The organism is Streptomyces klenkii, assembly GCF_003626645.1.
In the GTDB taxonomy this organism is placed as follows: Bacteria; Actinomycetota; Actinomycetes; order Streptomycetales; family Streptomycetaceae; genus Streptomyces; species Streptomyces klenkii.
Map to the genome: position 1 here is coordinate 22,990 of NZ_RBAM01000028.1, position 21,265 is coordinate 44,254.

The 21,265-nt window shown below is 69.3% G+C and carries 22 protein-coding genes; 14 read left to right on the forward strand and 8 right to left on the reverse strand.

Annotated features, from left to right (window positions below; genetic code table 11):
* Window positions 1-52: 52 nt before the first annotated feature.
* From D7231_RS38620 to D7231_RS32880, 3 genes are all read right to left on the reverse strand, one after another.
* Window positions 53-199 (reverse strand): Hsp20 family protein, encoded by a 147-nt coding sequence (locus D7231_RS38620; protein ID WP_120759761.1) that lies wholly within the window; start codon window positions 197-199, stop codon window positions 53-55.
* Between the two features lie 62 nt (window positions 200-261).
* Window positions 262-579 carry a hypothetical protein gene (locus D7231_RS32875; RefSeq protein ID WP_147449837.1) on the reverse strand — a complete coding sequence of 106 codons (318 nt, stop codon included), beginning with the start codon at window positions 577-579 and terminating at the stop codon, window positions 262-264.
* Between the two features lie 404 nt (window positions 580-983).
* Complete coding sequence (locus D7231_RS32880) at window positions 984-1,592, reverse strand: TetR/AcrR family transcriptional regulator (RefSeq protein WP_120759719.1); 609 nt, start codon at window positions 1,590-1,592, stop codon at window positions 984-986.
* A gap of 151 nt (window positions 1,593-1,743) precedes the next feature.
* Between D7231_RS32880 and D7231_RS32885 the strand changes: the two genes are divergently transcribed.
* Window positions 1,744-3,195, forward strand: a complete 1,452-nt coding sequence (locus tag D7231_RS32885; protein WP_120759722.1) for an amidase — start codon at window positions 1,744-1,746, stop codon at window positions 3,193-3,195.
* A gap of 113 nt (window positions 3,196-3,308) precedes the next feature.
* Window positions 3,309-3,764, forward strand: a complete 456-nt coding sequence (locus tag D7231_RS32890) for a DUF6228 family protein (protein WP_199739506.1) — start codon at window positions 3,309-3,311, stop codon at window positions 3,762-3,764.
* Between the two features lie 186 nt (window positions 3,765-3,950).
* On the opposite strand, the gene D7231_RS32895 is transcribed toward D7231_RS32890, so the two are convergent.
* The gene (locus D7231_RS32895) at window positions 3,951-4,673 is read right to left on the reverse strand and encodes a dienelactone hydrolase family protein (protein ID WP_120759724.1); all 723 of its coding nucleotides are present in this window, start codon (window positions 4,671-4,673) and stop codon (window positions 3,951-3,953) included.
* 784 nt (window positions 4,674-5,457) lie between these two features.
* Between D7231_RS32895 and D7231_RS32900 the strand changes: the two genes are divergently transcribed.
* The 5 genes from D7231_RS32900 (at window position 5,458) to D7231_RS36675 (ending at window position 9,905) form a co-directional block, all read left to right on the forward strand.
* Window positions 5,458-7,083 carry a purple acid phosphatase family protein gene (locus D7231_RS32900; RefSeq protein ID WP_120759726.1) on the forward strand — a complete coding sequence of 542 codons (1,626 nt, stop codon included), beginning with the start codon at window positions 5,458-5,460 and terminating at the stop codon, window positions 7,081-7,083.
* Between the two features lie 571 nt (window positions 7,084-7,654).
* Window positions 7,655-8,287, forward strand: coding sequence for a type I-E CRISPR-associated protein Cas6/Cse3/CasE (gene cas6e / locus D7231_RS32905; RefSeq protein WP_120759728.1), 633 nt, complete (start codon window positions 7,655-7,657; stop codon window positions 8,285-8,287).
* A 6-nt stretch (window positions 8,288-8,293) separates the two neighbouring features.
* Window positions 8,294-9,337 (forward strand): type I-E CRISPR-associated endonuclease Cas1e, encoded by a 1,044-nt coding sequence (cas1e, locus tag D7231_RS32910; RefSeq protein WP_120759730.1) that lies wholly within the window; start codon window positions 8,294-8,296, stop codon window positions 9,335-9,337.
* Window positions 9,244-9,594 carry a type I-E CRISPR-associated endoribonuclease Cas2e gene (cas2e, locus tag D7231_RS32915; RefSeq protein ID WP_120759733.1) on the forward strand — a complete coding sequence of 117 codons (351 nt, stop codon included), beginning with the start codon at window positions 9,244-9,246 and terminating at the stop codon, window positions 9,592-9,594. Before cas1e ends, cas2e begins: the two co-directional genes overlap by 94 nt.
* A gap of 137 nt (window positions 9,595-9,731) precedes the next feature.
* Window positions 9,732-9,905 (forward strand): hypothetical protein, encoded by a 174-nt coding sequence (locus tag D7231_RS36675; RefSeq protein ID WP_158673867.1) that lies wholly within the window; start codon window positions 9,732-9,734, stop codon window positions 9,903-9,905.
* A 172-nt stretch (window positions 9,906-10,077) separates the two neighbouring features.
* Here D7231_RS36675 and D7231_RS32920 read toward each other — a convergent pair whose 3' ends face one another.
* On the reverse strand, window positions 10,078-10,536 hold the full coding sequence (locus D7231_RS32920) for a hypothetical protein (RefSeq protein ID WP_120759735.1): 459 nt from the start codon (window positions 10,534-10,536) through the stop codon (window positions 10,078-10,080).
* A gap of 313 nt (window positions 10,537-10,849) precedes the next feature.
* Here D7231_RS32920 and D7231_RS32925 point away from each other — a divergent pair, with 313 nt between their 5' ends.
* The 3 genes from D7231_RS32925 to D7231_RS32935 all read left to right on the forward strand — a co-directional run bounded on the left by D7231_RS32925 (window position 10,850) and on the right by D7231_RS32935 (window position 14,799).
* Complete coding sequence (locus tag D7231_RS32925) at window positions 10,850-11,617, forward strand: hypothetical protein (protein WP_158673868.1); 768 nt, start codon at window positions 10,850-10,852, stop codon at window positions 11,615-11,617.
* 90 nt (window positions 11,618-11,707) lie between these two features.
* A complete protein-coding gene (locus tag D7231_RS32930) occupies window positions 11,708-13,393 on the forward strand; it encodes an FAD-dependent oxidoreductase (protein WP_120759739.1) in 1,686 nt (561 codons plus the stop codon).
* A gap of 911 nt (window positions 13,394-14,304) precedes the next feature.
* Window positions 14,305-14,799: an RICIN domain-containing protein gene (locus tag D7231_RS32935; RefSeq protein ID WP_120759741.1), complete on the forward strand. Its 495-nt coding sequence runs from the start codon at window positions 14,305-14,307 to the stop codon at window positions 14,797-14,799.
* A gap of 644 nt (window positions 14,800-15,443) precedes the next feature.
* Here D7231_RS32935 and D7231_RS32945 read toward each other — a convergent pair.
* Both D7231_RS32945 and D7231_RS32950 read right to left on the reverse strand, forming a co-directional pair.
* Complete coding sequence (locus D7231_RS32945) at window positions 15,444-15,809, reverse strand: hypothetical protein (RefSeq protein WP_120759743.1); 366 nt, start codon at window positions 15,807-15,809, stop codon at window positions 15,444-15,446.
* 523 nt (window positions 15,810-16,332) lie between these two features.
* Window positions 16,333-17,361: a hypothetical protein gene (locus D7231_RS32950; protein WP_147449839.1), complete on the reverse strand. Its 1,029-nt coding sequence runs from the start codon at window positions 17,359-17,361 to the stop codon at window positions 16,333-16,335.
* Between the two features lie 150 nt (window positions 17,362-17,511).
* Between D7231_RS32950 and D7231_RS32955 the strand changes: the two genes are divergently transcribed.
* Complete coding sequence (locus tag D7231_RS32955; protein WP_120759747.1) at window positions 17,512-18,300, forward strand: sigma-70 family RNA polymerase sigma factor; 789 nt, start codon at window positions 17,512-17,514, stop codon at window positions 18,298-18,300.
* Window positions 18,297-19,415: a CU044_5270 family protein gene (locus D7231_RS32960; protein ID WP_120759749.1), complete on the forward strand. Its 1,119-nt coding sequence runs from the start codon at window positions 18,297-18,299 to the stop codon at window positions 19,413-19,415. Before D7231_RS32955 ends, D7231_RS32960 begins: the two co-directional genes overlap by 4 nt.
* A 60-nt stretch (window positions 19,416-19,475) precedes the next feature.
* On the opposite strand, the gene D7231_RS32965 is transcribed toward D7231_RS32960, so the two are convergent.
* Window positions 19,476-19,916: an Lrp/AsnC family transcriptional regulator gene (locus D7231_RS32965; RefSeq protein WP_120759751.1), complete on the reverse strand. Its 441-nt coding sequence runs from the start codon at window positions 19,914-19,916 to the stop codon at window positions 19,476-19,478.
* A 79-nt stretch (window positions 19,917-19,995) separates the two neighbouring features.
* On the opposite strand from D7231_RS32965, the gene D7231_RS32970 reads away from it, so the two are divergent.
* On the forward strand, window positions 19,996-20,763 hold the full coding sequence (locus tag D7231_RS32970) for an AzlC family ABC transporter permease (protein ID WP_120759753.1): 768 nt from the start codon (window positions 19,996-19,998) through the stop codon (window positions 20,761-20,763).
* Entirely contained in the window at window positions 20,756-21,085 is a 330-nt protein-coding gene (locus D7231_RS32975; protein WP_120759755.1) for a branched-chain amino acid transporter permease, read from the forward strand. The genes D7231_RS32970 and D7231_RS32975 overlap by 8 nt, the downstream gene beginning before the upstream one ends.
* Window positions 21,086-21,265 lie beyond the last annotated feature (180 nt).

Below are 21,265 nucleotides of genomic sequence, written 5' to 3' on the forward strand. Positions count from 1 at the left end.
CGGGCCGTACTTCGGGCGGCTGCCGGTTCGCGGTGCTCACGGTGCCACCTCCTCAGTCCGCCCGCCGGACCGCGACGGTGCGTGCGCCGGGCTCCTTCTTCGGGGGCTGCGGTACACGCACCGTGAGGATGCCGTCCCGGTACTCGGCCGTGACGCCTTCCTCCGGCCGGCTCAGGTAGGTGGGACGGCTGCCGCGGATCTCTCAGCGACGCCGCCCGGCCATGGGCCGCTTACAGAACAGACTCACTCTCACTCTTCGGCTCACTCTTCGGACGAGTCCACGTCGTCCGTGTCCTCCTCGCCGCTCATGCCGTAAAGACACTCCGGGAATCCCCTCAGCTCCGGAGTGGCTCTTGACGGAAGAGTGGACAGTTGCGACGGGAGATGTACGAACAGCGTCGGGCCGAAGGCGTGGCACGACACGGTGACGGCCTGCTCGATCACCGGCGCGTGCGCCGGCTCCGGCAGGGCGGGGGAGGGGAGCGCGGCAGCGTAGGCGGTCGATGCGGCGCCCGTGAGCAGGCCGATGCCGGCGGTGGCGAGGAGCAGGCCCGGCGAAGGACGGTGGAACGAAATCATGGAGCCGAGCATGCAGCGGGAAGGCGCCGCAGAGCAGCAGGGACACAGCGTCACCCCTCGAGTGAGTGACGCCCTGTCAACCGAGCAAGCACCTCACTGATCCCCCCCCGGCTCACTTGCCACGCCTGGCCGATCTCCTCCGGGCGCTGAGCGGCGCGTGCGTACGTCGGGGAGATTCAGCAGGCCGGGGCCGGCGTGGGCCGGCGTGACTTCGCCGAGGTGCGGGGCCGGCTGAGCGAGCGACTGGACTCTCGGGCCTGGATCACTGACGACGGGCCGGAGCCGCTGTTCGATGCGTCGGCCGGGAGGCTGCGTGAGTGCCGGATAGCACGGGGGTGGGGCGGGCAGAGGCTTACTCCCGTCCGCTGCTCCACCACACCAGGATCACTCCGTGGCGTGACCGTTCACCGGGCGCCCTTGGGGGCCGAGTGGCGCTCCAGGACGGCTTCGACGATCCGCATGAGCCGCTCACCCGCGTGTTCGACGCTTCCGTTCTGGGTGCTTACCTGGGCTCCTTCAAGGATGAAGGTGATCTCAGCGGCCGCCTCGTCCGGATCGGACAGCCCGGCCCGGGCGCACAAGTCAGTGAGCCGGCGCATCTGGTTGGCCTTATGGGCTTCGATCAGCCGGCGCGCCGGGTGGGCGCGGTCGGGCAGTTCCGCGATGGAGTTGATGAACGGACACCCCCGGTGGGAGATCTCGGGAAGTCCGTCGGCGATGAACCGGGCGATCCCCAGGATCTGTGCCCGGGGCTCGTCGGGGTGTTCCTCCTCCAACCGGTCGAACACAGCGGTGTAGTCGGCCGCCACGATGCGGAGCCACTCCTCGACCAGTGCGTCCTTGGTAGCGAAATGGCGGTACAGCGCCATCTTGGTGGTCTCGGCCCGGTCGGCGATGGCCTGGACGCCCACCGCCTTGATCCCCTCGCGCGAGAAGAGTTCCTCCGCCGCGTCGAGGATCCGTTCCCGGGGCGGCAACTTGGCCACCCTGCTCTGCCTGCTGACTCTGTCCATGCTCGCCGTACGGCCCTTCATCGGTCCGGTGGGGGGTTGCGCCGCCTGCTTCCAATGCTACGGTACCGCTCAGTCCCACACGATACCGCTCGGTATCTTGAGATACCGGGCGGTCTTGCTGGCCGGTGTCGCTTCTCCTGAATGGACGAAAATGCAGCTCTCCGAGTACGTGAACTACGACGGCGTCGGCCTGGCTGACCTGGTCGCCCGCGGCCAGGTGACTGCCGCGGAACTCGCCGCGACGGCCCAGTTGGCGTCCGAGGCGGTGAATCCGCAGATCAACGCCGTCGTCGAGACCTGGCCCGCACAGGACACGCCGGCCCCCGGCAGCACGCCACTGGCGGGGGTACCCTTCCTGATCAAGGACCTCGCTGTCGCCATGGCCGGCAAGCGAGTGGAACTGGGCAGCCGCCTCGCCGCGGGAAACGTCGCCGGGGCCGACTCATCACTCATGGCGCGCTTCCGCCGCGCCGGGCTGGTGACACTCGGACGCACGGCGACTCCGGAATTCGCCTACAGCACCACCACGGAAGGCGTCCTGTACGGCGCCACCCGTAACCCCTGGGACCCGACCCGTAGCCCTGGCGGCTCCAGCGGCGGCTCGGGAGCCGCCGTCGCCGCGGGCATCGTCCCGATCGCGCATGCCACCGACGCAGCGGGCTCCATCCGTGTCCCCGCTGCCAGCAACGGTCTGTTCGGGCTGAAACCGACCCGCGGCCGGATCTCCATGGGCCCCGACGCCGACGAGGTCTTCAACGGGCTCGCCGTCCATGGAGCCCTCAGCCGCTCGGTACGCGACAGCGCCGCACTACTGGACCTCGTCCACGGCCCCGAGACCGGTGACCCCTATTCCGCCCCACGGCCGGAGCGGCCCTATGCGCAGGAGATCACCCGCTCCCCGGGCAGCCTGAGGATAGGCCTCCTGACACAGCCCTGGGGCGGTCGGACCGCCGACGCCACCGTCGTCGACGCCACACTGCGCTCCGCACGACTCGCCGAGTCCCTGGGACACCGGGTGGAAGAGGTCCAGGTCGACCTCGGCGTCAGCTGGGAAGAATTCGTCCTGGCCAATGCCCGCATCTGGAGCACCAATCTGGTGACGTGGATCGACGGCTTCGCCGCGGCCTTCGAGCGCCCCGTCGACTCCACCACTGTCGAACCCGAGATGCTGGCCAGCTACGTGTACGGACAGCAGGTCAGCGGGGCCGAGTTCGTCCACGCACTCGCGATGCGCAACAGCGTCGCGCGCGCGATCGGCAGGTACTTCACCGACTACGACCTGCTGCTCACCCCGACCCTGCCCGAACTGCCCGTCCCTTTGGGTACGTACGCCGAGGGTGCCGAAGGCGCCGACGGTCTCGGCTGGGTCAGGCAACTCTTCCACCGCTCGCCCTTCACCGCCGCGTTCAATGTCGCCGGCACCCCCGCCATGTCCGTCCCCCTGGAGACCGACCCCGCCACCGGACTCCCCATAGGCATCCAGTTCGCCGCGGGTTACGGACGCGAGGACGTCCTCTTCCGCCTCGCCGGACAACTGGAACAGGCCGCTCCCTGGGCCCAGCGAACCCCCGCCGTGTGGGCGGGCAATCACCACAACGCCTGACGGCGCGCCCCCCGCCACAACGACGGGCCCGAGCAGATGCCGCCCTTCGCCGGCCGCACCGGCCGGCCCGACTGGGCCGCCGCCGCGTCCGGCGCTGGCCTAGTGTTCCCTCCATGACCTCCCCGGACGACGACACTGATGACAAGCCCAACGTGACCATCCGCTGCCAGGACAACACGTTGGTCGGCGTGACGTTCTGCGACCGGTTCAGCTTCGACGCAGACTCCGTGCACTATGCCGTCGAGCTCCGTGCCCCGGGTCTGACTGCGCGCGTCAACGAGGTCGTCGCCTGGATCTGGGACAGCGATCTCGCCCCGTTCCTGGAGGAGCTCGCCGCCGATTTCCGGGGGTGGGACGGCGTACGGAGCTGGCAGACCAACGACCGGGACCTGGCGGTGTCAGCCGTCTTCCGGTCCGGCGGGCACGTCGGGCTGACCTGGTCCCTGCGGCCATGGCCGTCGGACACCGGCGGCTGGAGTGCATCGGTAACCACCTGGCTGGCGTCCGGCGAGCAGATGACTTCTCTGGCAGCCGACATCCGGCACTTCCTCGCCGGGGAACAGCAGTGACACCGGTCATCTGCGTCGTCACCTGGACTGGGGGAGGGGAGTGCTGAGGCGCTGCCGCGCTCGGATCGGTTGTGTATCTGCCGGCTGCCCGGACACCGCCATCGAGGAAGGGCCGGGACCTGTCCTCGATGAGCGGCATCCTGGCCGACAACGCCTACCGTCTGTTGCCGGCCTGGCGGCCGGGCCTCACTTCAGGTGCCGGTCGTAGAACCGGCCCCCATCCTCCACCTCGAACCACGGGGTGCCGACGTGGCCGCCCAGGTTGGCGTGCAGCGTCTTTTCCTTACTGCCGAAGGCGTCGAACAGGTCCAGGGCGCGCTGCCGGGGGTTCCCTTCGTCGTCCCACTGGAGCAGGAACAGCAGCGGAATGGTGACCTGCCGGGCCTCCTCGCGCTGGGCGCGGGGGACGTAACCCCCGGCGAAGAAACCGGCGACCGCGATGCGCGGCTCGGCCACCGCCAGCCGAATGCCGACGGCGGTCATCCCCGAGTACCCGACCGGGCCGCCGATCTCGGGCAGCGCAAGGAGGGCGTCCAGGATGGTCCGCCATTCCAGGACCGCCTTTTCGACCAGCGGGCCGACGAAGGATTCGAAGATCTCGTCGACCGGCTCGCCGGCCTGCATCGCCCGGCGGAGGTCGGCGCGGGCCTGCTCGTCGGTGGCGGAACGGGGCCGGTCCCCGTGCCCGGGGTGGTCGATGGCCGCCACCGCGTAGCCGTTCGCCGCGGAGTGCCGGGCTCGGGCCACCAGTCGGGATTCCCGCCGGTGCAGGCCGCCGTTGTGGCCGATCAGGATCAGCGGGGCCGGTGCGGCGGATTCAGGCGTCCACAGAGTGCCGGGGACCTCGCCGAGGGTGAATTCGCGTTCGAGGACGCCGTCGTCGAGGCGCTGTTCGGAAGTGAATTGCATGGTCGTGCCTTTCGGGAGTGCTCTGGAACGGCGCTCCCGGACGACCTATCGCCCGACCGTGACCCCGGAGGAGAGCACCCATGTCAATACTGCGTTCACGGGTACCACCTCCTCGTTCTCTCGCACGGCCACCGGCAAGGTAGCAGTGGCCGTCGTGCCCTGCCAAACGGTTTTCTGCGGAGGCTCTGAGGCCCGCCGTCATCTGTGATCGTTTCCTGTCCTTGCGGCAGAGGGGCGAGCGCCTGCGGCAGGTGCAGAATGACGGCGCGTGGCGCGCCGGCCCCCGGGCCGGGGCGGTCCGACGACAGTGAGGGGAAGGGCATGGTCGTCAGGTGCACAGGCCCCAGAGGAAGGAATCCCGCCCGGCCCACGAAGTCCGCGGCGTGATCCGTGGTGATCCGGATGGGCGCCACTCCTTGCCCCACCACCTCGCGCCACCAGGCAAGACGGTCCTCCGGCGGCAGGCTGGTCGTGTCGAGCTCCGTATACGCCATCGGGCTCCCTCCAAGCGCTGCGACGGCGCCGAGCATGCACCTACCGCCCACCAGCCACAATCGCCCTCCACTGATATGGCTCAGCGTGCTGTCGGCTATGGCCGGGAGGCTGTGGGCTGCCGTATGAGGTAGGCGCCCCCATCGGACTTGCCTCCGGGTAGCTCAATGACTGAACAAGCCGCAAGCCGCAAGCCGCGGATCCGGAACACAAAAATCATCATGGGCAGGTCAGGCGTTGATCGTTTAGAGTTCTGAGGATCATCAACTGTCCAGGGGGAGCAGGGCATTTCATGGCGATCTCGCGTAGATCCGTACTCAAGGGTTCGTCAGCTGCGGCTGCGGTCCCGTTCGTTGCCGGTGCTGCCGGGGAGGCCGCTGCTGCATCTCCGCCGGCGACGCCGGCGCCCGGGCCGCTCCTGCAAAGCCGGCCGCACCGGCTGGGCGCGCCCGGGGTGCTGGGTGTCCACCTACAGTTCGGTTCGGACCCGTCCTCTGAGATGACTGTTTCTTGGATTACCCCGCAGTCGGTGCGCCGGCCGCAGGTGCGCCTCGGTACGCCGGAGGGCGGGCACGGTGGCCGGGTCGTCGAGGCGGAGACGCGTACGTATCGGGATGGGTTGTCGAAGGAGGAGGTGTACGTCCACCACGCCCGGATCACCGGCCTGCGCCCCTCGACCACGTACCTGTACGCGGCCGGGCATGACGGCGCGGCCCCGGAGACCGGTTCGTTCACCACGGCGCCGCGCGGCCGCGCCGCGTTCACCTTCACCAGCTTCGGTGACCAGGCGACACCCAACCTGCGCCGGGTCATCCACCTCCCGGACGGCGTCCCTTCCCCCGTCAACCGCTACCCGTTGCACACCAGCAGCCAAGTCGGCTCGCCCGCCTCGGCGGACATCGTCTCCGCCGTCGAGCGGGTCGCCCCGCTGTTCAACTTCGTCAACGGCGACCTGTGCTACGCCGCGATCGCGGGTGCGTGGGGCACGAGCCGGACGGCGACCTGGGCGGACTGGTTCATCAACAACAGCCGTTCCACCCGGCTGCGCCCGTGGATGCCGTGTGCGGGGAACCACGAGAACGAGAAGGGCAACGGGCCCATCGGCGCCGCCGGCTACCAGACCTACTTCGCACTGCCCGCCTCCTCAGCCTCCTCCGACGAGGAAACCCGGGGCATGTGGTACGCGTTCACCGTCGGCGCGGTCCGCTTCATCAGCCTCGCCAACGACGACGTGGCGCTCCAGGACGGCGGAGACACCTACATCAGCGGCTACTCCGGCGGCGCCCAGCGCCGCTGGCTGGAACGCGAACTGAAAGCCGCACGCGCCGACCAAGCCATCGACTGGATCGTGGTCTGCATGCACCAGCCGATGATCTCCAGCCACCGCAGCGCCGGCAGCGACCTGGGGGTGCGCCGGGCGTGGGGCCCGCTGTTCGACGCGTACGGGGTTGACCTGGTGGTCAGCGGGCACGAGCACCACTACGAGCGGTCCCACCCGGTACGCGGCACTCTCCCCAACGAGGCCCGCACCCCTCTCCCGGTCTCCACCCGCACCGACCTCATCGACACGGGCAAGGGCACCGTCCACATGGTCATCGGCGCGGGCGGCAACATCGCCACGAGCCAGGACGACCTCTTCGACACCCCCCAGGCCCGGGTCCTGACCGGCCTGAAAGACGACAAGACCTCCTCCGGCCACCGCGAACCGGTATGGATCCCCGAAGAAGCACCCTGGGCCGCCGTCCAGGACCGCAAGTACAACCGCGGCTTCGCTGCCTTCGACATCGACCCCGGCACCCACCGCGAGGGCCTGACACGCATGCGCGTCACCTACTACACCTTCGACGGCCCCCACGGCGACCTGACCCCCGTCGACACCTTCACCCTGCAACGCCCACGCGCGGACGCCCGCCACTGAACCACCCAGCACCGGCGGCCCGGACCCGCGGGCGGAGGAGGCTGGTCCGTTCCCCCGTCGCGCGGGGAGCAGCCGCCAGCCATTCGACGTGGGCCCCGCTGGGAGCCCTGGTTGTCGAGTGCATTCCTCGCGCTCGCGGGGATGGTCGTGGCCGCAACGGTTGGAGGGAAGTGCGCAATGGGCGTTCCCTGTGTCCGTTGAGGTGGTCCAGAGAGCTCCGAGCATACGGCTGCCGGATGCTCCGGTGCCCGCGTGATGGTGGGAGGCTCTCCGCTCTCACCCGAGGGGCGGGCGGATCGCCTGCCCTTCTCGCTGTGGCAGGGCGCGAGCCTTGGAGCCTGGGCTTTCTGGATGAAAGCATGATTAATATGCTGGCATGCTTGGGGCGTTGGGTTGTGGGCGAGTCGTTCCAAGGGTCTGATAGCTGAGGTATGTCCGAGTTTTTGCAAGTGAGTAAAAACTGGCCTGGGCCCCACTAAAAGGCCTGGTCGCCGAGTGTGCTCCCCGCACCCGCGGGGATGGTCCCACCGCGCGCCTCGGCGCCCGTGGCCTGCTGTCCTCGCCGCAACGCATGCACGCGGCGGTGATGTCCTCCTTCGCCGACCTCCTGCCCAATGGGGGAGACAGCCCGCGAATCCTGTGGCGCGTCGACCGCAATTCCCGGGCAGAAGTCCTGCTCTACATCGTGAGCGCCGACCGCCCGGATCTCACACACCTGGTCGAGCAGGCGGGCTGGCCGACGACGGCCGGCTGGCAGACGTACGACTACAAGACCTTCCTCGACGGCCTCACCGAAGGCAGCACCTGGGCCTTCCGGCTCACGGCCAATCCCGTTCACCATGTGCGCCGCACACCCGAGGAGCCCCGCAAACGGACGGCACACCTCACCCCGCGCCACCAGATGGGCTGGCTCCTCGCGAGGCAGGAGAAGGCCGGATTCCGAGTGCTGGAGACACCGGCCGACCGGCGGCTACCGAATGGAGGGAACGAACACCAACTGACGGTACGGGACGAGCAACGCCACCGTTTCGACAAGAACGAGCTGAGCACCGGCCAGGCGAATCGCGTCCCCCTGGTAACCGTAACCTTCGACGGCCGCCTGGAGGTGACCGACCCGGCAGCCCTGCGCCGCACACTCACGCTCGGGCTCGGAAAGGCGAAGGCGTACGGGTGCGGCTTGATGACGATCGCCAAGGTCGGGTGAACCGTCATGACCACGATTTCCCAGCGCCCCGGGTCATCGCCACGTCAACTGACACGCGCGGCGGACCGCGTCTCCTTCGTCTACCTCGAACGGTGCTCCATCAACCGCGACGCCAATGCCATCACAGCGGAGGACGCGGACGGTACCACCCATATCCCCTCCGCCACCATCGGAACTCTGCTCCTCGGCCCCGGCACGCGCATCACCCACCAGGCGATGAGCGTGCTCGGGGACAGCGGAGCAGCAGTGGCATGGGTAGGTGAGCACGGCGTCCGCTACTACGCGGGTGGACGTTCCCTCAGCCGCTCCTCAGCCTTGCTGGAGGCCCAAGCCACCTGCTGGGCCAGCCGCCGCACACGGCTGGAGGTGGCGCGGGCCATGTACCGGATGAGATTCCCCGACGAGGACCCCTCCGGCCTCACCCGTCATGAACTCCTCGGCCGCGAAGGACGCCGACTGAAGGATTGCTACCGCCAGCAGGCAGAACTGACCGGCGTCCCCTGGCACGGCCGTCGCTACGTGCTGGGAGACTTCACCGCCGGCGATGCGGTCAATCAGGCCATCACGGCCGCCGCACAGTGCATGTACGGCGTCACACATTCGGTGGTCACCGCATTGGGCTGCTCCACCGGCCTCGGCTTCGTCCACTCCGGCCACGAACTGTCTTTCGTCCTGGACGTTGCCGACCTCTACAAAACCGAGATCGGAATCCCCGTGGCCTTCGAAGTCGCCGCGGAGAGCCAGGAAGACGTGGGAGCACGAACGCGCCGGGCCTTGCGGGACAGAATCAACAAAGCACGTCTCCTCGACCGATGCGTTGCCGACATCAGACACCTGCTCCTGCCGGACGCGGCGGTGGACGAGCCTTCATCCAATGCTGGCGAAGGCCGTGTACTCCTCCAGTCGGACCGCGCCGTTGAGGTGCCGGCCGGACGCAACTACGGGGGCGAGGTGACCTGGCGACGGTCATCGTGCTCACCCAGTGCCCGGTGGGCCTGCGTGGCTTCCTCACCCGCTGGCTGTTCGAGATCTCACCAGGCGTCTTCGTAGGCAAACCGTCGGCGCGCATCCGCGAAGCGCTCTGGTCAGAGGTCAAACAGTACGCAGGCCAGGGTCGAGCCCTTCTCACCTTCACCACGGACAATGAACAAGGCTTCACCTTCGAAACCCACGACCACAAATGGCGTCCTGTCGACCACGAGGGTCTCACCTTGATCCATCGTCCGAGCGATCGCGCAGAAGGACGGGTAGCACAGGCGAAGGGTTGGAGCAGGGCGGCGAAGCGGCGCCGTTTCGGCAATCGGTAAGGGGAAAATAGGTTGATTGCCTAAATCCATGAAAGCGTGCGAGACGTGGGCTGCGCCGTGCTCGAGATACAGGTCACGAAACTGCTCCCTGCGATTGCCCCGGTTCCTACCTGACGATCGCCCACAATGGCGAGACGATGGCAGCGATTGGCGACCTGGCCGGGCAGCACCCGGTCTACCGGCGGACCGAGGGCGCCGGGACCTGGTGGTCGACGTCGGCCGCCGTGGTGGCTGCGCTGGACGGGGCGTCGGCCGACCCGGCCGCGCTCGCCGCCTATCTGGCCCTCGGACAGCCGGACGTCCTCGGGTAGCGGAGCCTCTGCCGCACGATGAACCGGGTGCCGACCGGGCACCTGCTGCTGATCACCCTCAAGCAAGCCTCGGCCATACGCTACGAGCTGGCCGAGGCCGAGCCGGTGAGCCTGCGCGATGCTGCCCTCACGGTGCGGGCCGCGGTGAGCGAGGTGGTTGGCCTGAAGATCTTTAGTCCATCGCCGGAGCCGGTTCTTGGGAGGCCGGCGTGGTGGTGTCCTTGTCCTCGCTGGGCAGCGGTTCGGGGAGCGCTGCCCAGGCCGGCGAGGTGAAGGTGCCCGTGTCGGCGCCGCACTCGGTCAGCGTGCGCAGGAAGTGCTCCGGCTTGCCGTCCACACCATGGATCACCTTCACGGGCCTGCGGGTCGTGTTGGCGAGGGTCTGAGCCTGGTCCATGACGGAGGCGACGATCAGCGTGAGCTGCCCGTTGACCGAGATGGACCGGGTGCGTTCCGGTCCGGTGTGCCGCCCCACGGCCACGTGCACTTCCCAGCCGACGGGCCGGCGGTGATAGTCGGCCAGGACCTGCACCAGCCATGCCTCGGCCTCCGCGTCCGTCAGGTCGCCGCCGTCGCGCAGCTGGTCGAGGCGTTCCTCGCCCGGGCCGGGCTGTGCTGCAACCTCGGCCATCCACTCAGTGAAATCCGTCATGGCCTGGGAAACGACCGGGGTCGACTCCGGTCGCAATACTTACGGCCGTCCGGGTGCCCACGCGGCGACCAGCGGCCCGCAGGCCACCGACCGCGGACTGCCCTGACCCTGGTGAAGGTGCTGCTCCTCAGACGCCGGTTCCGGCGGTGTCCCCAGGCTCGGCCGACCGCACCAACCATTGCTGGGCTGCCGTTGCAGCCTTGGCCTGGACGAGGGCGGTAGCGGATCAGCAGAGGGGCGCTGACTGCCCGGAACCGGCAGTGGCGGGGGTACCCGGTACCGCTCGGGGCCAGTGGCCCGGGTTGTCGGCCGGCTGTCCGGTGGTGGGTCGCTGTTCGAGGGTGGTCTCTCCACCGCGGGCGCTGTGGCGGTAGACCAGGGAGAGACCGGCACGGGTGAGGGCTGTTCCTGGGCTGTGGTGGTACGGGTGGTGGCCTCGCGGGCACCGGAGGAGAGGTGGGTGCAGGTGATGTGCCAGACGCGCGACGTGTCGGCCGGCCGCGCCGCTGCTCCAGGAGGTCCGGGCCGGCGGACAGGCTGTCCAGGGCGCCGAATCCCACGGCGTCGTCCGGGCCCTGCCCAGGTCGGCGCGGCCCGTGAACGTCTCCTTGAAGGCGGCGACGATCAGGTCGCACCGGGCACCGCTGAAGAGGACAGCGAGGACAGCGTCGCCGGGGGCTTCTTCTTCAACACTTTCGACGCCTACCGAGAAATCCCCACGCTCGGAGAGGCCACCCTCGCCGCGCGCATCCCCGCCGACACCTTCTCCCGTCGATACCTCGTCCACACCGAGGCCGCGTCGGCGGAGTGCTTCTCGGTCACCGAGTTCTCCCGTGCAATGGTCGAGCGCCGCTCCGGCCTCCCGTACGGCAGGAGCCGTCTGTGGGCGGCCACGAAGATGATCTGTGCGCTGCGAGAGCCCAAAGCCACCTCCTCGCCGCCGCTATGGAAGACCGGTTCCAGCAGCCGGAACGCCGCTGCGCCTGCCACCCGCTACGACCCCCCTCTCCGCACCATGCGTGAGCCGACGGACACGATCCGGAACCGCCTCTTCGGATGAGGGCAGGAAGCACGGGCCCGGCGCAGAATTGGTGGTGGCGGGGCGCGCTCGTCGTGTGCCTCGCCCGCCCTACGAGAGAAGGGGCACCGGATGGCCGGCGTTGAACGGCGCAGCAGTCCGGCGTGGCTTCCGGCCTCGCTGCTTTCGAGCCGGCAGCTGAGGACGCTCGCGGACCTCGGGGCCGAGCGCACAGTGGACTCCGGCGAGATCCTCTTCTCGGCGGGAGACGCCTCCTACGACTTCTTCGTGGTTCTGGACGGGGCCGCGGACATCGTCGAACAACTCGGTGCCGCCGAGCAGCGACTGGTCGCCTCGTACGGCCCCGGAGAGTTCCTGGGCGAGATCGGCATGCTCACCGGGGAGCGCGCGCGTTTCGCCGGAGTCATGAGAGGGCCGGGCCGAGTCCTACAGGTGCCGCTGGACCGGATTCAAGAGCTCATCGCACAGGACCCCGGTCTCAGTGACTACATCATGCGGACCTTCCTCGAACGCCGGGCGAACCTGTTGCGCCGAGGCGCCGGGCTGATCCTCATCGGCTCGCGGTACGACGAACGGTGCCGGGCTCTCCTACAGTCCTTCTCGCTCAGCAGGATGGGCGTCACTTGGATGGACCTTGAGGACCAGCCCGACGCCGAGGCGCTGCTGCGGGAGCTCCAGGTGCCGGTGACGGACCTGCCGATCGTCCTGATCCCCGGGAGGCCGCTGCTGCGCAATCCGCAGCCGGCCGACCTCGCGGCGGAGTTCGGGGAGCCGCCGACTGCCGTCGACGACGGCCAGGACGCCTGCGAACTGCTCGACTTGCTCGTCGTCGGTGGGGGCCCAGGCGGTCTGGCAGCTGCCGTCTACGGCGCATCGGAGGGACTGAGGACGGCCCTCATCGACGCCGCCGCCTTCGGCGGCCAGGCCGGTACGTCCTCAAGGATCGAGAACTACCTGGGCTTCCCCGCCGGTCTGTCCGGCGCGGAACTGGCCGCACGCGGCGCGGTCCAGGCGGCGAAGTTCGGCGTACGGCTCCACCGCAACGCCCGTGCGACACGCTTCGTGAGCCGGGGCGGGCTGCACACCGTGGTCTGCGACGACGGGAGAACCTTCCGCGCCCATGACGTCATCGTCGCCACGGGCGCCGAATACCGGCGTCTGGACGTACCCGGCATCGGGGCCTGGGAGGGCAACGGCGTCTTCTACTCCGCCACCGTCGCCGAGGCCCGGCACGCGATCGGACGGCCGGTCGCGGTCATCGGCGGAGCGAACTCCGCGGGACAAGCGGCGATGTTCCTCTCCCGGACCTCTGATCCTGTGTACCTCCTGGTGCGGGGAGACGACCTGGAGCACGCGATGTCCCGCTACCTGGTCGACGCCATCCACTCCAATCCGAAGATCGACGTGCGGGTTCGAACAGAAGCGGTCGGCATCACCGGGAACTCCTCGGTCATCGGCCTCGATGTCGTGGACCGGGCCGCCGGACAGCTCTCGACCCTGGAGCTCGACGCCGTCTTCGTGTTCATCGGCGCGACCCCCTGTACGGACTGGCTGGGCGGCCGGCTGGCCACGGACTCCAAGGGCTTCCTGCTGACCGGGCACGACCTCGACGCTGTGCGAACGTACGGACGCGGTCCCCTCGCCTTCGAAACCAGCGTGCCCGGCGTGTTCTGCGTGGGTGACGCGCGGAGCGGCAGCGTCAAGCGTGTCGCCGCAGCCGTCGGAGAGGGCTCGGCGGCGGTGCGCCTCGTCTTCGAGAGACGCCGGATCGGCGGGACGGAGACCTTGTGCCCCTAGCCACCGCCGGCACTCGGACATCCGGTCGTTCGAGGGACCGGGCCGGATAGCCGGGCTCGGGCTCGCCCGGCCCCGGGGTCCGTCGGCTGCCCTGCGACCAGGCACTTCTCCGCCGCTGAACCGAGCGCGTGCCAACTCGCAGGTCATGCGCGACGAGCGCATTGTCATCCCTTTGAAAGAACTGCTTAGCCGCCTCCAGCCGAAATCGTTCCTGGAAGGCTCGGCGCTTGTCGGGCAGCCCGCCGCCCTGCGCGTACCTCATTCCGCGGTGAGAACTCCCCCCCCGGCGGTACGGGGGAAGACGGCCGGCACGTCGACGAGCCCACCGGGATGCTGGGGAGCAGCGTGCCCGAACTACCCCCGCGGGTGCGGGGACGACAGTAATGGGGCCGCCGGGGCCCTCCGGTTTATGGCTGGCCCAGTTCGTGCGCCGGGATGGCTCGGCATGCACTGGCTCCCGCCGGCGCGTCCCGCCATGCTCGGATGCTGTAACGGTGTGGGCACGTTGCCCGCATCGCCGTCGGCTCCGAGTGAGGACTCATGGGCAGAGCCAGACCTGTACGGGCGGCGCAGGTACTGGCTGGAACGCCGGCTGTGATCGCTGCCGCGGCGCATCCCGCGGACTTCGCCACCTCGGCGGCTGAGACGGGGGGAAGACGCCCCCAACCGTGAGGCGGGATTCGGCCTCGGACGGTTTCGAGGACAGCCCTTGAACCACTTGGGAGCGCTTCACCGACGGAGTTCATGGCTGGGTTGCAGAACGGCAGAGCGGACGGGCGTCTCCGTCGGTTCGTGGGCAGGCCGCGCGAGCAACATCTACGCCCACTCCGCTTTCGGCCCCGACACCGGGGTCGGACAGTTCATCCGTCTCAACGACTCGGCCCTGGAATGCTTCTGAACAGGAGGAACTCATGCGCATGCCGCAACGTCTGACGGTAGTGATCGGTACCGCGACGGCATTGGCCGGGAGCCTGTTCGTCGCCACACCGGCATCCGCCGGGACGGCGTCAGTCGCGTCCGATACGTACTACTACAAGAACCTCGCCAGCGGTCGATGCCTGACGGAGGGAAACAGCCCCTACAACTACACGGTGGTCAAGAGGTGCGACAGCAGCGCATCGCAGCAGTGGTTCCACGAGTACCTCGGCGGCTCCTTCACCGTGCGCAATCAGTTCAGCGGCCAATGCCTCGAAACAAGTAGAGGGCACGGCGGCCAGCCATGGGGATACCCCTGCAACGGAGGCGTGGGGGAGAAGTGGATCATGCGGAACCACGGCAATGGCCGCGTCTCCTTCGAGAGCGTGTCATATCCGGGGCAGTGCCTGGAGGCTGACCCGCTCGGCCGGGCCGAGGAGGTAGTGCTGTGGGACTGCTCGTACGCGGCGAACCAGCTGTGGTACTCGTGACAAACTGACGGACCAGGAGTCGTGACGCGGTGCGGCCGAGTGCCCGGTGTACTGGATCCGGCAACGCCGCCCGAGCGCCTCCCGGATTTCCTCTACGGAGCCGGGATGTTGGACGTCGGGCCGGGTTCGCGGATCCATCCGGGCGGCCTGCGCCGACGTCATGACGTCCCATCGGGCGTCGTTGCCGGGCAACTGCGCCTTGACCTCGACTGCCGGCTGCTCCACGCCACGCCGTACCGCATCCCGCACACCCCCATGTGATCCGCTTGGGCAGCAGGGTACGGAGCCGCCGATTACGTTCCGGCCTGTGGATAACCTCGACCGGGGACGCTCAGGGACTGTCCGCGGCGAGGTACATCGCCGCGAGGGGGCCGTCGTGCTGAGCCTTCCGAAGCGTCGCGGCTCGGCCGTCCTCCGGTTGACGAGCGATGGCCGGTCCCTCACTAGAGGGTCCGACCGCCGCTGTTCGTGGGTGCATCACGGGGCTGGTGAAGATGTCGTGCCCGCCGGTGCATCGCCGGACAATGTGCCGTGCGCCCCGTATTCGCTCCGTCCCGTAGGAGCAGGTTGCACGCCAGCCCCCGGATCGGGTGAGCTCGTCGGCGACGGCTGTTCAGCTGAGTGCCACCCTTGCCGCCCTCCGGTCAGGAGGTCTTCTGCAGCAGCCAAGCGTTCGGCGTGAAGGAGGAGTTGACGAAGACCACGCAGCCGCCGCTGTAGTAGGTCTGGACCTTGGTCCAGCCCTTCGGCGGTTGCGCGCTGGCGCAGGCGTTGACCTGGGTGCCGACGGGGAGGCCGTCCAGCTGCTTGATCATCTTGATGTTCGAGCCGCTCATCACGCGGCACGAGGCGCTGGTGCCCCAGTTCACGTCGACCCAGCCGTCCGGGGTCATCGAGTCGGCGCACACCGTGCGGGTCTCGCCCGGCGACGCCTGGGCCGGGCTCGCCGTGACGGAGGCGACGAGCGCCGCGCCGAGAAGTGCCAGACCCGCGGTGCGGAGTCGTCTCATGAGGTGTCTCCCAAACGTAAAGAGTGCACTGATGCGCTGATGAAGGATCAGTGGTGGTCACGGGCATTCAATGGCCTGTGTGAAGGTCTTGAGGAGAGTGTTTTCGGCCATGAAAAAGGCCGCGAAGGGCCTTCTCAAGGTTTACTCGTCTCCTCAAGGCTTTGAGGAAGCCGCGAAAAAGCCGCCGTGCCGCACGGGCGCGGGCCCGTGCGGCACAGTCGTGAGCAGCGGTAGCGGTGGTAGTTGCCCGATGTGCACCGGACGCGTTTGTGCGAAGGCCCGCGCGGAAGCAGTCGGCGCGGAGGCCGGGGCCACCGGAAGGATTCCTTGTACGGCTCCTTTCCGGTGGACCCCGGACGGCGGTGGGCACCACCGGTCAAGGTGAAGCCATCGGCTCGTTCGAAGCGGCTGTTCGGCTCTTCAGCTGTTCGGCTGACGGTCGAGGGCATTCACGGCCGGTGCCCGATGTCCCCGGCGCGGTAACGGGACCGGGACCCGGCCTGGCCCGCGGGCCGCTTGCTTGTCACGTTCTCCGTGTTGAAGTTCCGGCAGGGGCAGGGGCAGTGAACGGCTGGCCGGTGCGAGCGGGGCTGATGGGGGCGTTGTCGAAGGTGCGGGTGGTTGTGGTTCCGGCGCGCACGGTGATGTTGTCGGCGTTGTAGCGCTTTGCGGGTGCACCGGGCGTGGTGGGGGCCCAGTAGGTGATGTCCCAGGTGCCGCGTTCCGGCGTGACGAAGTAGGTGGCGGTGCCGGGGACTGTCAGGCGCCCGGTGAGGCCGGCCGTCGGTCCGGCGCTCGGCTCCAGGTCGACGGTCGCGGACCCGGTGGTGCCAGGCCGGGCACCACCGCGGACCTGCACGGTGGCCAGGTCCTTCGCGGAGGGATGCCGGGTGAGCCCGGTCAGGGCGCGGGGCCCGGTGAAGACGTATCCGAGTGCGTAGTCGGCGGACTTGGTCGTCCAGTACGCGTCGTACCACTGCTTCACCGCCCCGGGCTCGGCGTCGGGTCCCAGGTGAGCGACGCGCAGGCTCGGTGTGGCGATCATCCGGTTGATGAGGCGGGTGGTGCCGCCGTGCTTGACCTCGGTGACCATCATGCCGTGCAGGAACGCCGCGGAGCGGTCGGGCGGCCGCACATCGACGGGGGCTGTGGTGCGCGCGTCGACGGTCACGGTGGTATCGCGGTCGAGGTCGAGGCGCGGCTGGACGACCCAGTCGGTGCCGTCCGCGGTGTTGCCGGTGGTCAGGTAACTGTCGAGCAGGTAGCGGCCCTTGGGCAGGCGTACGGTCGTCGTGCCGGAGGCGTCGTGCGGATGGACAGTCTCGCCGGCGCCGGGGCCCGAGATGCCGGTGACGGTGGTGTCGTAAGCCCCCGTCGAGCTGCCGCCGCGATCGAGGTGACGGATCGTGAGACTGTACGTCTGCGGCGCCGCGGCGAAGGCCGCGGCACCCGGGGCCATGGCGTCCAGGGCAGGTGTCGCGCAACCGGCCAGGGCGGCAGCGACGGTCAGGATCCGCAGGACGCTCCGGCGGGGTACGGAAGAAGTGGTCATGATCTGCACTGCGCCACAGGGCACGGGAGTTCCTGTGGGCTGCGTCACTCGGAACGCGAGGCCGCGGCCCGCACGGCCCGCATGGCCCATGTGGTGCACATCACCGGAACCCGCGCGGCGGAGGTGGCAGAGCAGAGTGTGGAATCACTGATGAGGCACCGCTTCCGCCGCGGAGACCGCGACGCCTTGGCGGAGCTGTACGACGAGCACGCCCAAGTGCTGTACCGCTACGCCCTGCGGGTGACGGGCGACTGGGCGGAGGCTGAAGACGTGGTCTCGGCAACCTTCCTGGAGGCGTGGCGCGGCCGGGAGGGCGTGCGGCCCGACGGGGACAGCCTGCGCCCGTGGCTGCTGGGAATCGCCACCAACATCATGCGTCGCAACGCCCGCGCACGCCGCCGCCGCGACATCGCGCTCGCCCGCTTCCCGGAACGCGGCTCGGTTCCCGATTTCGCGGACGACCTCGTCGCTCACCTCGCGGACGCCGAGCAACTGCGCGCCGCGCACGCCGCCCTCGCCCGCCTCCGGCGCCGCGACCGGGAGGTCTTCACCCTCGTGGTGTGGGCGGGCCTGGACTACGCGGCCGCGGCCGAGGCGCTCGGCGTGCCCGTCGGCACGGTCCGCTCGCGCCTCTCCCGCGCCCGTACCCGGCTGCGTGAACTCGCGGACGCCGAAGCCCGCGCCGCGCGCTCGCAGACTCCGCGGAGCGGAGCCGAGCGGACTCGCCCGGCGGCCGGGGAAGGTCCCGCCACCGGCGTCGAGACGCTGGACGATCCCCGCGACAGGCCCCGCGCCAAGCCCTTCACCAAGCCGCTCCCTAAGCCTCTCGACGAGCCGCTCACCAAGCCACTCAGCAAGCCGCTCACCAAGCCTCTCGACGAGCCCGAACCGGGCCGCCTTACCGTGGCGCGGCCCTTGACCCAGGAGAGTCACGGATGAACACCACCCCGCGGCGCCGTCCGCTCCACGGGGCCGGGTCCGAGGAGGCCGAACGCCTCGGTCTCGCCGCCCTGCTGCCCCCGCCGCCGGTCCCCGGCCTGGGCCCCGACCGTGAACTGCTCCTGAAGGAAGCACTGCTGCACAAGGCCGGCCTCCCCGAACCGCGAGGGAGCCTCGCCCCTCGTGCCGTACGCCTGCATGCGCGGCGGCGCCTGGTCTTGCGGGTCATGGCCCCGGCGGTCGCCTGCGCCCTGGCGGCCGGCGGCATCGTGGTGGCGAACCTCGCGGACACGCCCGGGCACCAAGCCCCCGCGGCCCCGAGGGACGACGCCGCCCGCGCACCCGAAGCGGTCCGGCTCCTCGGCCGCATCGCCCTCGCCGCCGCAGCACAGAAGCAGCCGGCCGTCCGCGCCGACCAGTTCGTATACGTCGAGAGCAAGGTCGCCTACGCCGCACAGAGCGCCGCAGGAGGTTCCCTGACCCTGGCTGCTGTACACACACGGCAGGTGTGGCTGTCCGCCGACGGCAGCCGCCCGGGCCTGCTGCGCGAGGAGGGCCGGCAGGACACGCCGCTCGGCGCCGATGACACACCTGTCTACGCCCTGGACGGCCCCGGGGCGACACCCCGGCCGACCACCTTGCGCAAGAGCCCGTCGATCAGTGACCCGACCCACCAGTACGTCGCATCGCTGCCCACCGACCCCGTCGCCCTGCTGAAGCTGATCCGGGACGAGACCCGCGGACAAGGACAGAGCCCGGGCTCGGATCCCGATCAGCGGGCATTCGCCGCGATCGGCGATCTGCTGGCCGAGACGTGGGCGCCACCGCAGGTCAGCGCCGCGCTCTACAAGGCCGCCGCGAAGATCCCCGGGGTCACGGTGGTCCCCTCGGCCGCGGATGCCACGGGACGCGAGGGCGTCGCCGTCGCCCGTACGGCGCACGGGCGGCAGACGCAGTGGGTCTTCGACCGGAACACGTACGCGTTCCTCGGCGAACGTACGGTCCTCACCGAAGCCGGGGAGGCGGGCCCGGCCGGGACGGTTGTCGGCACTTCCGCGGTCCTCGCCAGGGCTGCGGCCGACCGCGCCGGTGAGGTTCCCGCCGGGCACAGATGACGCGCCGGGGCGGGTTGGGGCCCGGCGTCCTCGCTCCGGCGGCCCAACCCTCAGGCGTCCTCAGTCGTCTGTCTTGATTTTCTTCATGACGAGGTGGGAGTCGACGCGGGTGACGGCGCGTAGCCCGATGAGTTTGTTAGTCAGGAACGTCTCGTAGGCGGCGTGGTCGGCGACGGCGATGCGGATGAAGTAGTCGGGGCGGCCGAAGAGGCGGTGGAACTCGATGACCTCGTCGTAGGAGGCGATGGCGGATTCCAGTTCTTCGACGGTCTGGAGGTCATTGACGCCGATCTCCACGGCGGCCATCACTTCGAAGTTCCGGCCGGTCGCGGTGGGGTCGATGCGAGCCCGGTAGCCGGTGATGATTCCTTCGTCTTCCAGGCGCTTGACCCGGCGCAGGCACGGCGGTGGTGTCAGGCCGACGCGCTTGGCCAGTTCGACGTTGCTCAGCCGCCCGTCCTGACGCAGGTGAAACAAAATTTCACGATCAACGCTATCCATGCAATAAAGTATCCCACATGGCATAGTGCGGGGAATAATGGGAAACCAAATTACGCGACGAAACACCTAAAATTGCTGCATGAACGCCGCGTCAGATGCGGTCCTGGAACGCCGTCACCAGGACACCGCCGCACCCGCTGTCCCTCCCGTTCCACCTCCCGCCGGGTCCGACTTCCGGGCCGCTCTGAAGGACTCCAGCTCCGTGGGCCTGGCGCTGTTCCCGCTGGGGATAGCCTTCGGTGTGCTCGTCGTCCACGCGGGGCTGGCCTGGTGGTGGGCACCGGTGATCACCGCATTCGTGTACGCGGGCTCGCTGGAGTTCCTCCTCATCGGCCTCATCACCGCGGCAACACCCCTGGCCCAGGTCGCGCTCACAGCTTTCCTGGTGAACTTCCGGCACGTCTTCTACGCCCTGTCCTTCCCTCTGCACCGGGTCGGCGGCCGCTTCGGCAAGGCCTACAGCACCTACACGATGACCGACGAGGCCTACGCCCTGACCACCGGTGAGGCCGCTCAGTCCTGGAGCGGCCGGCGGATCCTCTGGCTGCAAGGGCTCTGCCAGGTCTACTGGGTCGCCGGCGCGAGTCTCGGCGCGTTCTTCGGTGTCCTGGCCCCCGCACAACTAGCCGGTCTGGACTTCGCGTTGACCGCCTTGTTCGTCGTCCTGGCCGTCGACGCTATCCGCGCCCGGCGTGACATCCCCACCCCCGTCCTGGCTCTGGTGTGCGCGCTGGTCGCCCGTTTCCTGCTGCCGGGACAGATGCTCCTCGCCGCCCTGGGCCTGTTCACCGCCGCCCTCCTGACCCGCCGCGCCCTCGTCTCACGAAGGGAGGCGGCCCGTGCCTGACAACACGGCCTACGTCGCCGCCGCCGTCGCGATATCCGCCGCCGTCACCTGGGCGCTGCGCTGCCTGCCCTTCGCCGCACTCGCACCCCTGCGGGCGAGCGAGACCCTGCGCTACCTCAGCGTCTGCATGCCGGCCGGCGTGATGGTGATCCTCACCGTCTACACGCTGCGCGACGTCTCCCTCGAAAGCGCCCCGCCCGCCGGCCTGGCCCTCGCGGCCACGCTCTGCCTGCACCTGTGGCGACGCAACGCGGTCCTCAGCGTCCTGGGCGGCACAGCAATCCACGTCGCCCTGGCGAGCACCCTCTTCAGCCACTCCTAACCATCCCCGTGCGTCCGAGCCGCTACCGACACCGCCCGCCGACGCCACCGTAAAGCCGTTGCTGTGGACCAGGCTGGACCACCCCGGAGTCCGGAAGGTCTGGGCCGGCCAGGGCTTCGCCGGCCGCCTGGTCGAGTGGACCAGTGAGATCCTCGGCCGCGACCTGGAGATCGTCCGCAA

Excerpts from the sequence above, each read along its gene's own strand:
- D7231_RS32875 (WP_147449837.1), bottom strand. The coding sequence starts at position 579 with ATGATTTCGTTCCACCGTCCTTCGCCGGGCCTGCTCCTCGCCACCGCC.
- D7231_RS32880 (WP_120759719.1), bottom strand. The coding sequence starts at position 1,592 with ATGGACAGAGTCAGCAGGCAGAGCAGGGTGGCCAAGTTGCCGCCCCGG.
- D7231_RS32885 (WP_120759722.1), top strand. The coding sequence starts at position 1,744 with ATGCAGCTCTCCGAGTACGTGAACTACGACGGCGTCGGCCTGGCTGAC.
- D7231_RS32890 (WP_199739506.1), top strand. The coding sequence starts at position 3,309 with ATGACCTCCCCGGACGACGACACTGATGACAAGCCCAACGTGACCATC.
- D7231_RS32895 (WP_120759724.1), bottom strand. The coding sequence starts at position 4,673 with ATGCAATTCACTTCCGAACAGCGCCTCGACGACGGCGTCCTCGAACGC.
- D7231_RS32900 (WP_120759726.1), top strand. The coding sequence starts at position 5,458 with ATGGCGATCTCGCGTAGATCCGTACTCAAGGGTTCGTCAGCTGCGGCT.
- cas6e (WP_120759728.1), top strand. The coding sequence starts at position 7,655 with ATGCACGCGGCGGTGATGTCCTCCTTCGCCGACCTCCTGCCCAATGGG.
- cas1e (WP_120759730.1), top strand. The coding sequence starts at position 8,294 with ATGACCACGATTTCCCAGCGCCCCGGGTCATCGCCACGTCAACTGACA.
- D7231_RS36675 (WP_158673867.1), top strand. The coding sequence starts at position 9,732 with ATGGCAGCGATTGGCGACCTGGCCGGGCAGCACCCGGTCTACCGGCGG.
- D7231_RS32920 (WP_120759735.1), bottom strand. The coding sequence starts at position 10,536 with ATGGCCGAGGTTGCAGCACAGCCCGGCCCGGGCGAGGAACGCCTCGAC.
- D7231_RS32930 (WP_120759739.1), top strand. The coding sequence starts at position 11,708 with ATGGCCGGCGTTGAACGGCGCAGCAGTCCGGCGTGGCTTCCGGCCTCG.
- D7231_RS32935 (WP_120759741.1), top strand. The coding sequence starts at position 14,305 with ATGCGCATGCCGCAACGTCTGACGGTAGTGATCGGTACCGCGACGGCA.
- D7231_RS32945 (WP_120759743.1), bottom strand. The coding sequence starts at position 15,809 with ATGAGACGACTCCGCACCGCGGGTCTGGCACTTCTCGGCGCGGCGCTC.
- D7231_RS32950 (WP_147449839.1), bottom strand. The coding sequence starts at position 17,361 with ATGACCACTTCTTCCGTACCCCGCCGGAGCGTCCTGCGGATCCTGACC.
- D7231_RS32955 (WP_120759747.1), top strand. The coding sequence starts at position 17,512 with ATGAGGCACCGCTTCCGCCGCGGAGACCGCGACGCCTTGGCGGAGCTG.
- D7231_RS32960 (WP_120759749.1), top strand. The coding sequence starts at position 18,297 with ATGAACACCACCCCGCGGCGCCGTCCGCTCCACGGGGCCGGGTCCGAG.
- D7231_RS32965 (WP_120759751.1), bottom strand. The coding sequence starts at position 19,916 with ATGGATAGCGTTGATCGTGAAATTTTGTTTCACCTGCGTCAGGACGGG.
- D7231_RS32970 (WP_120759753.1), top strand. The coding sequence starts at position 19,996 with ATGAACGCCGCGTCAGATGCGGTCCTGGAACGCCGTCACCAGGACACC.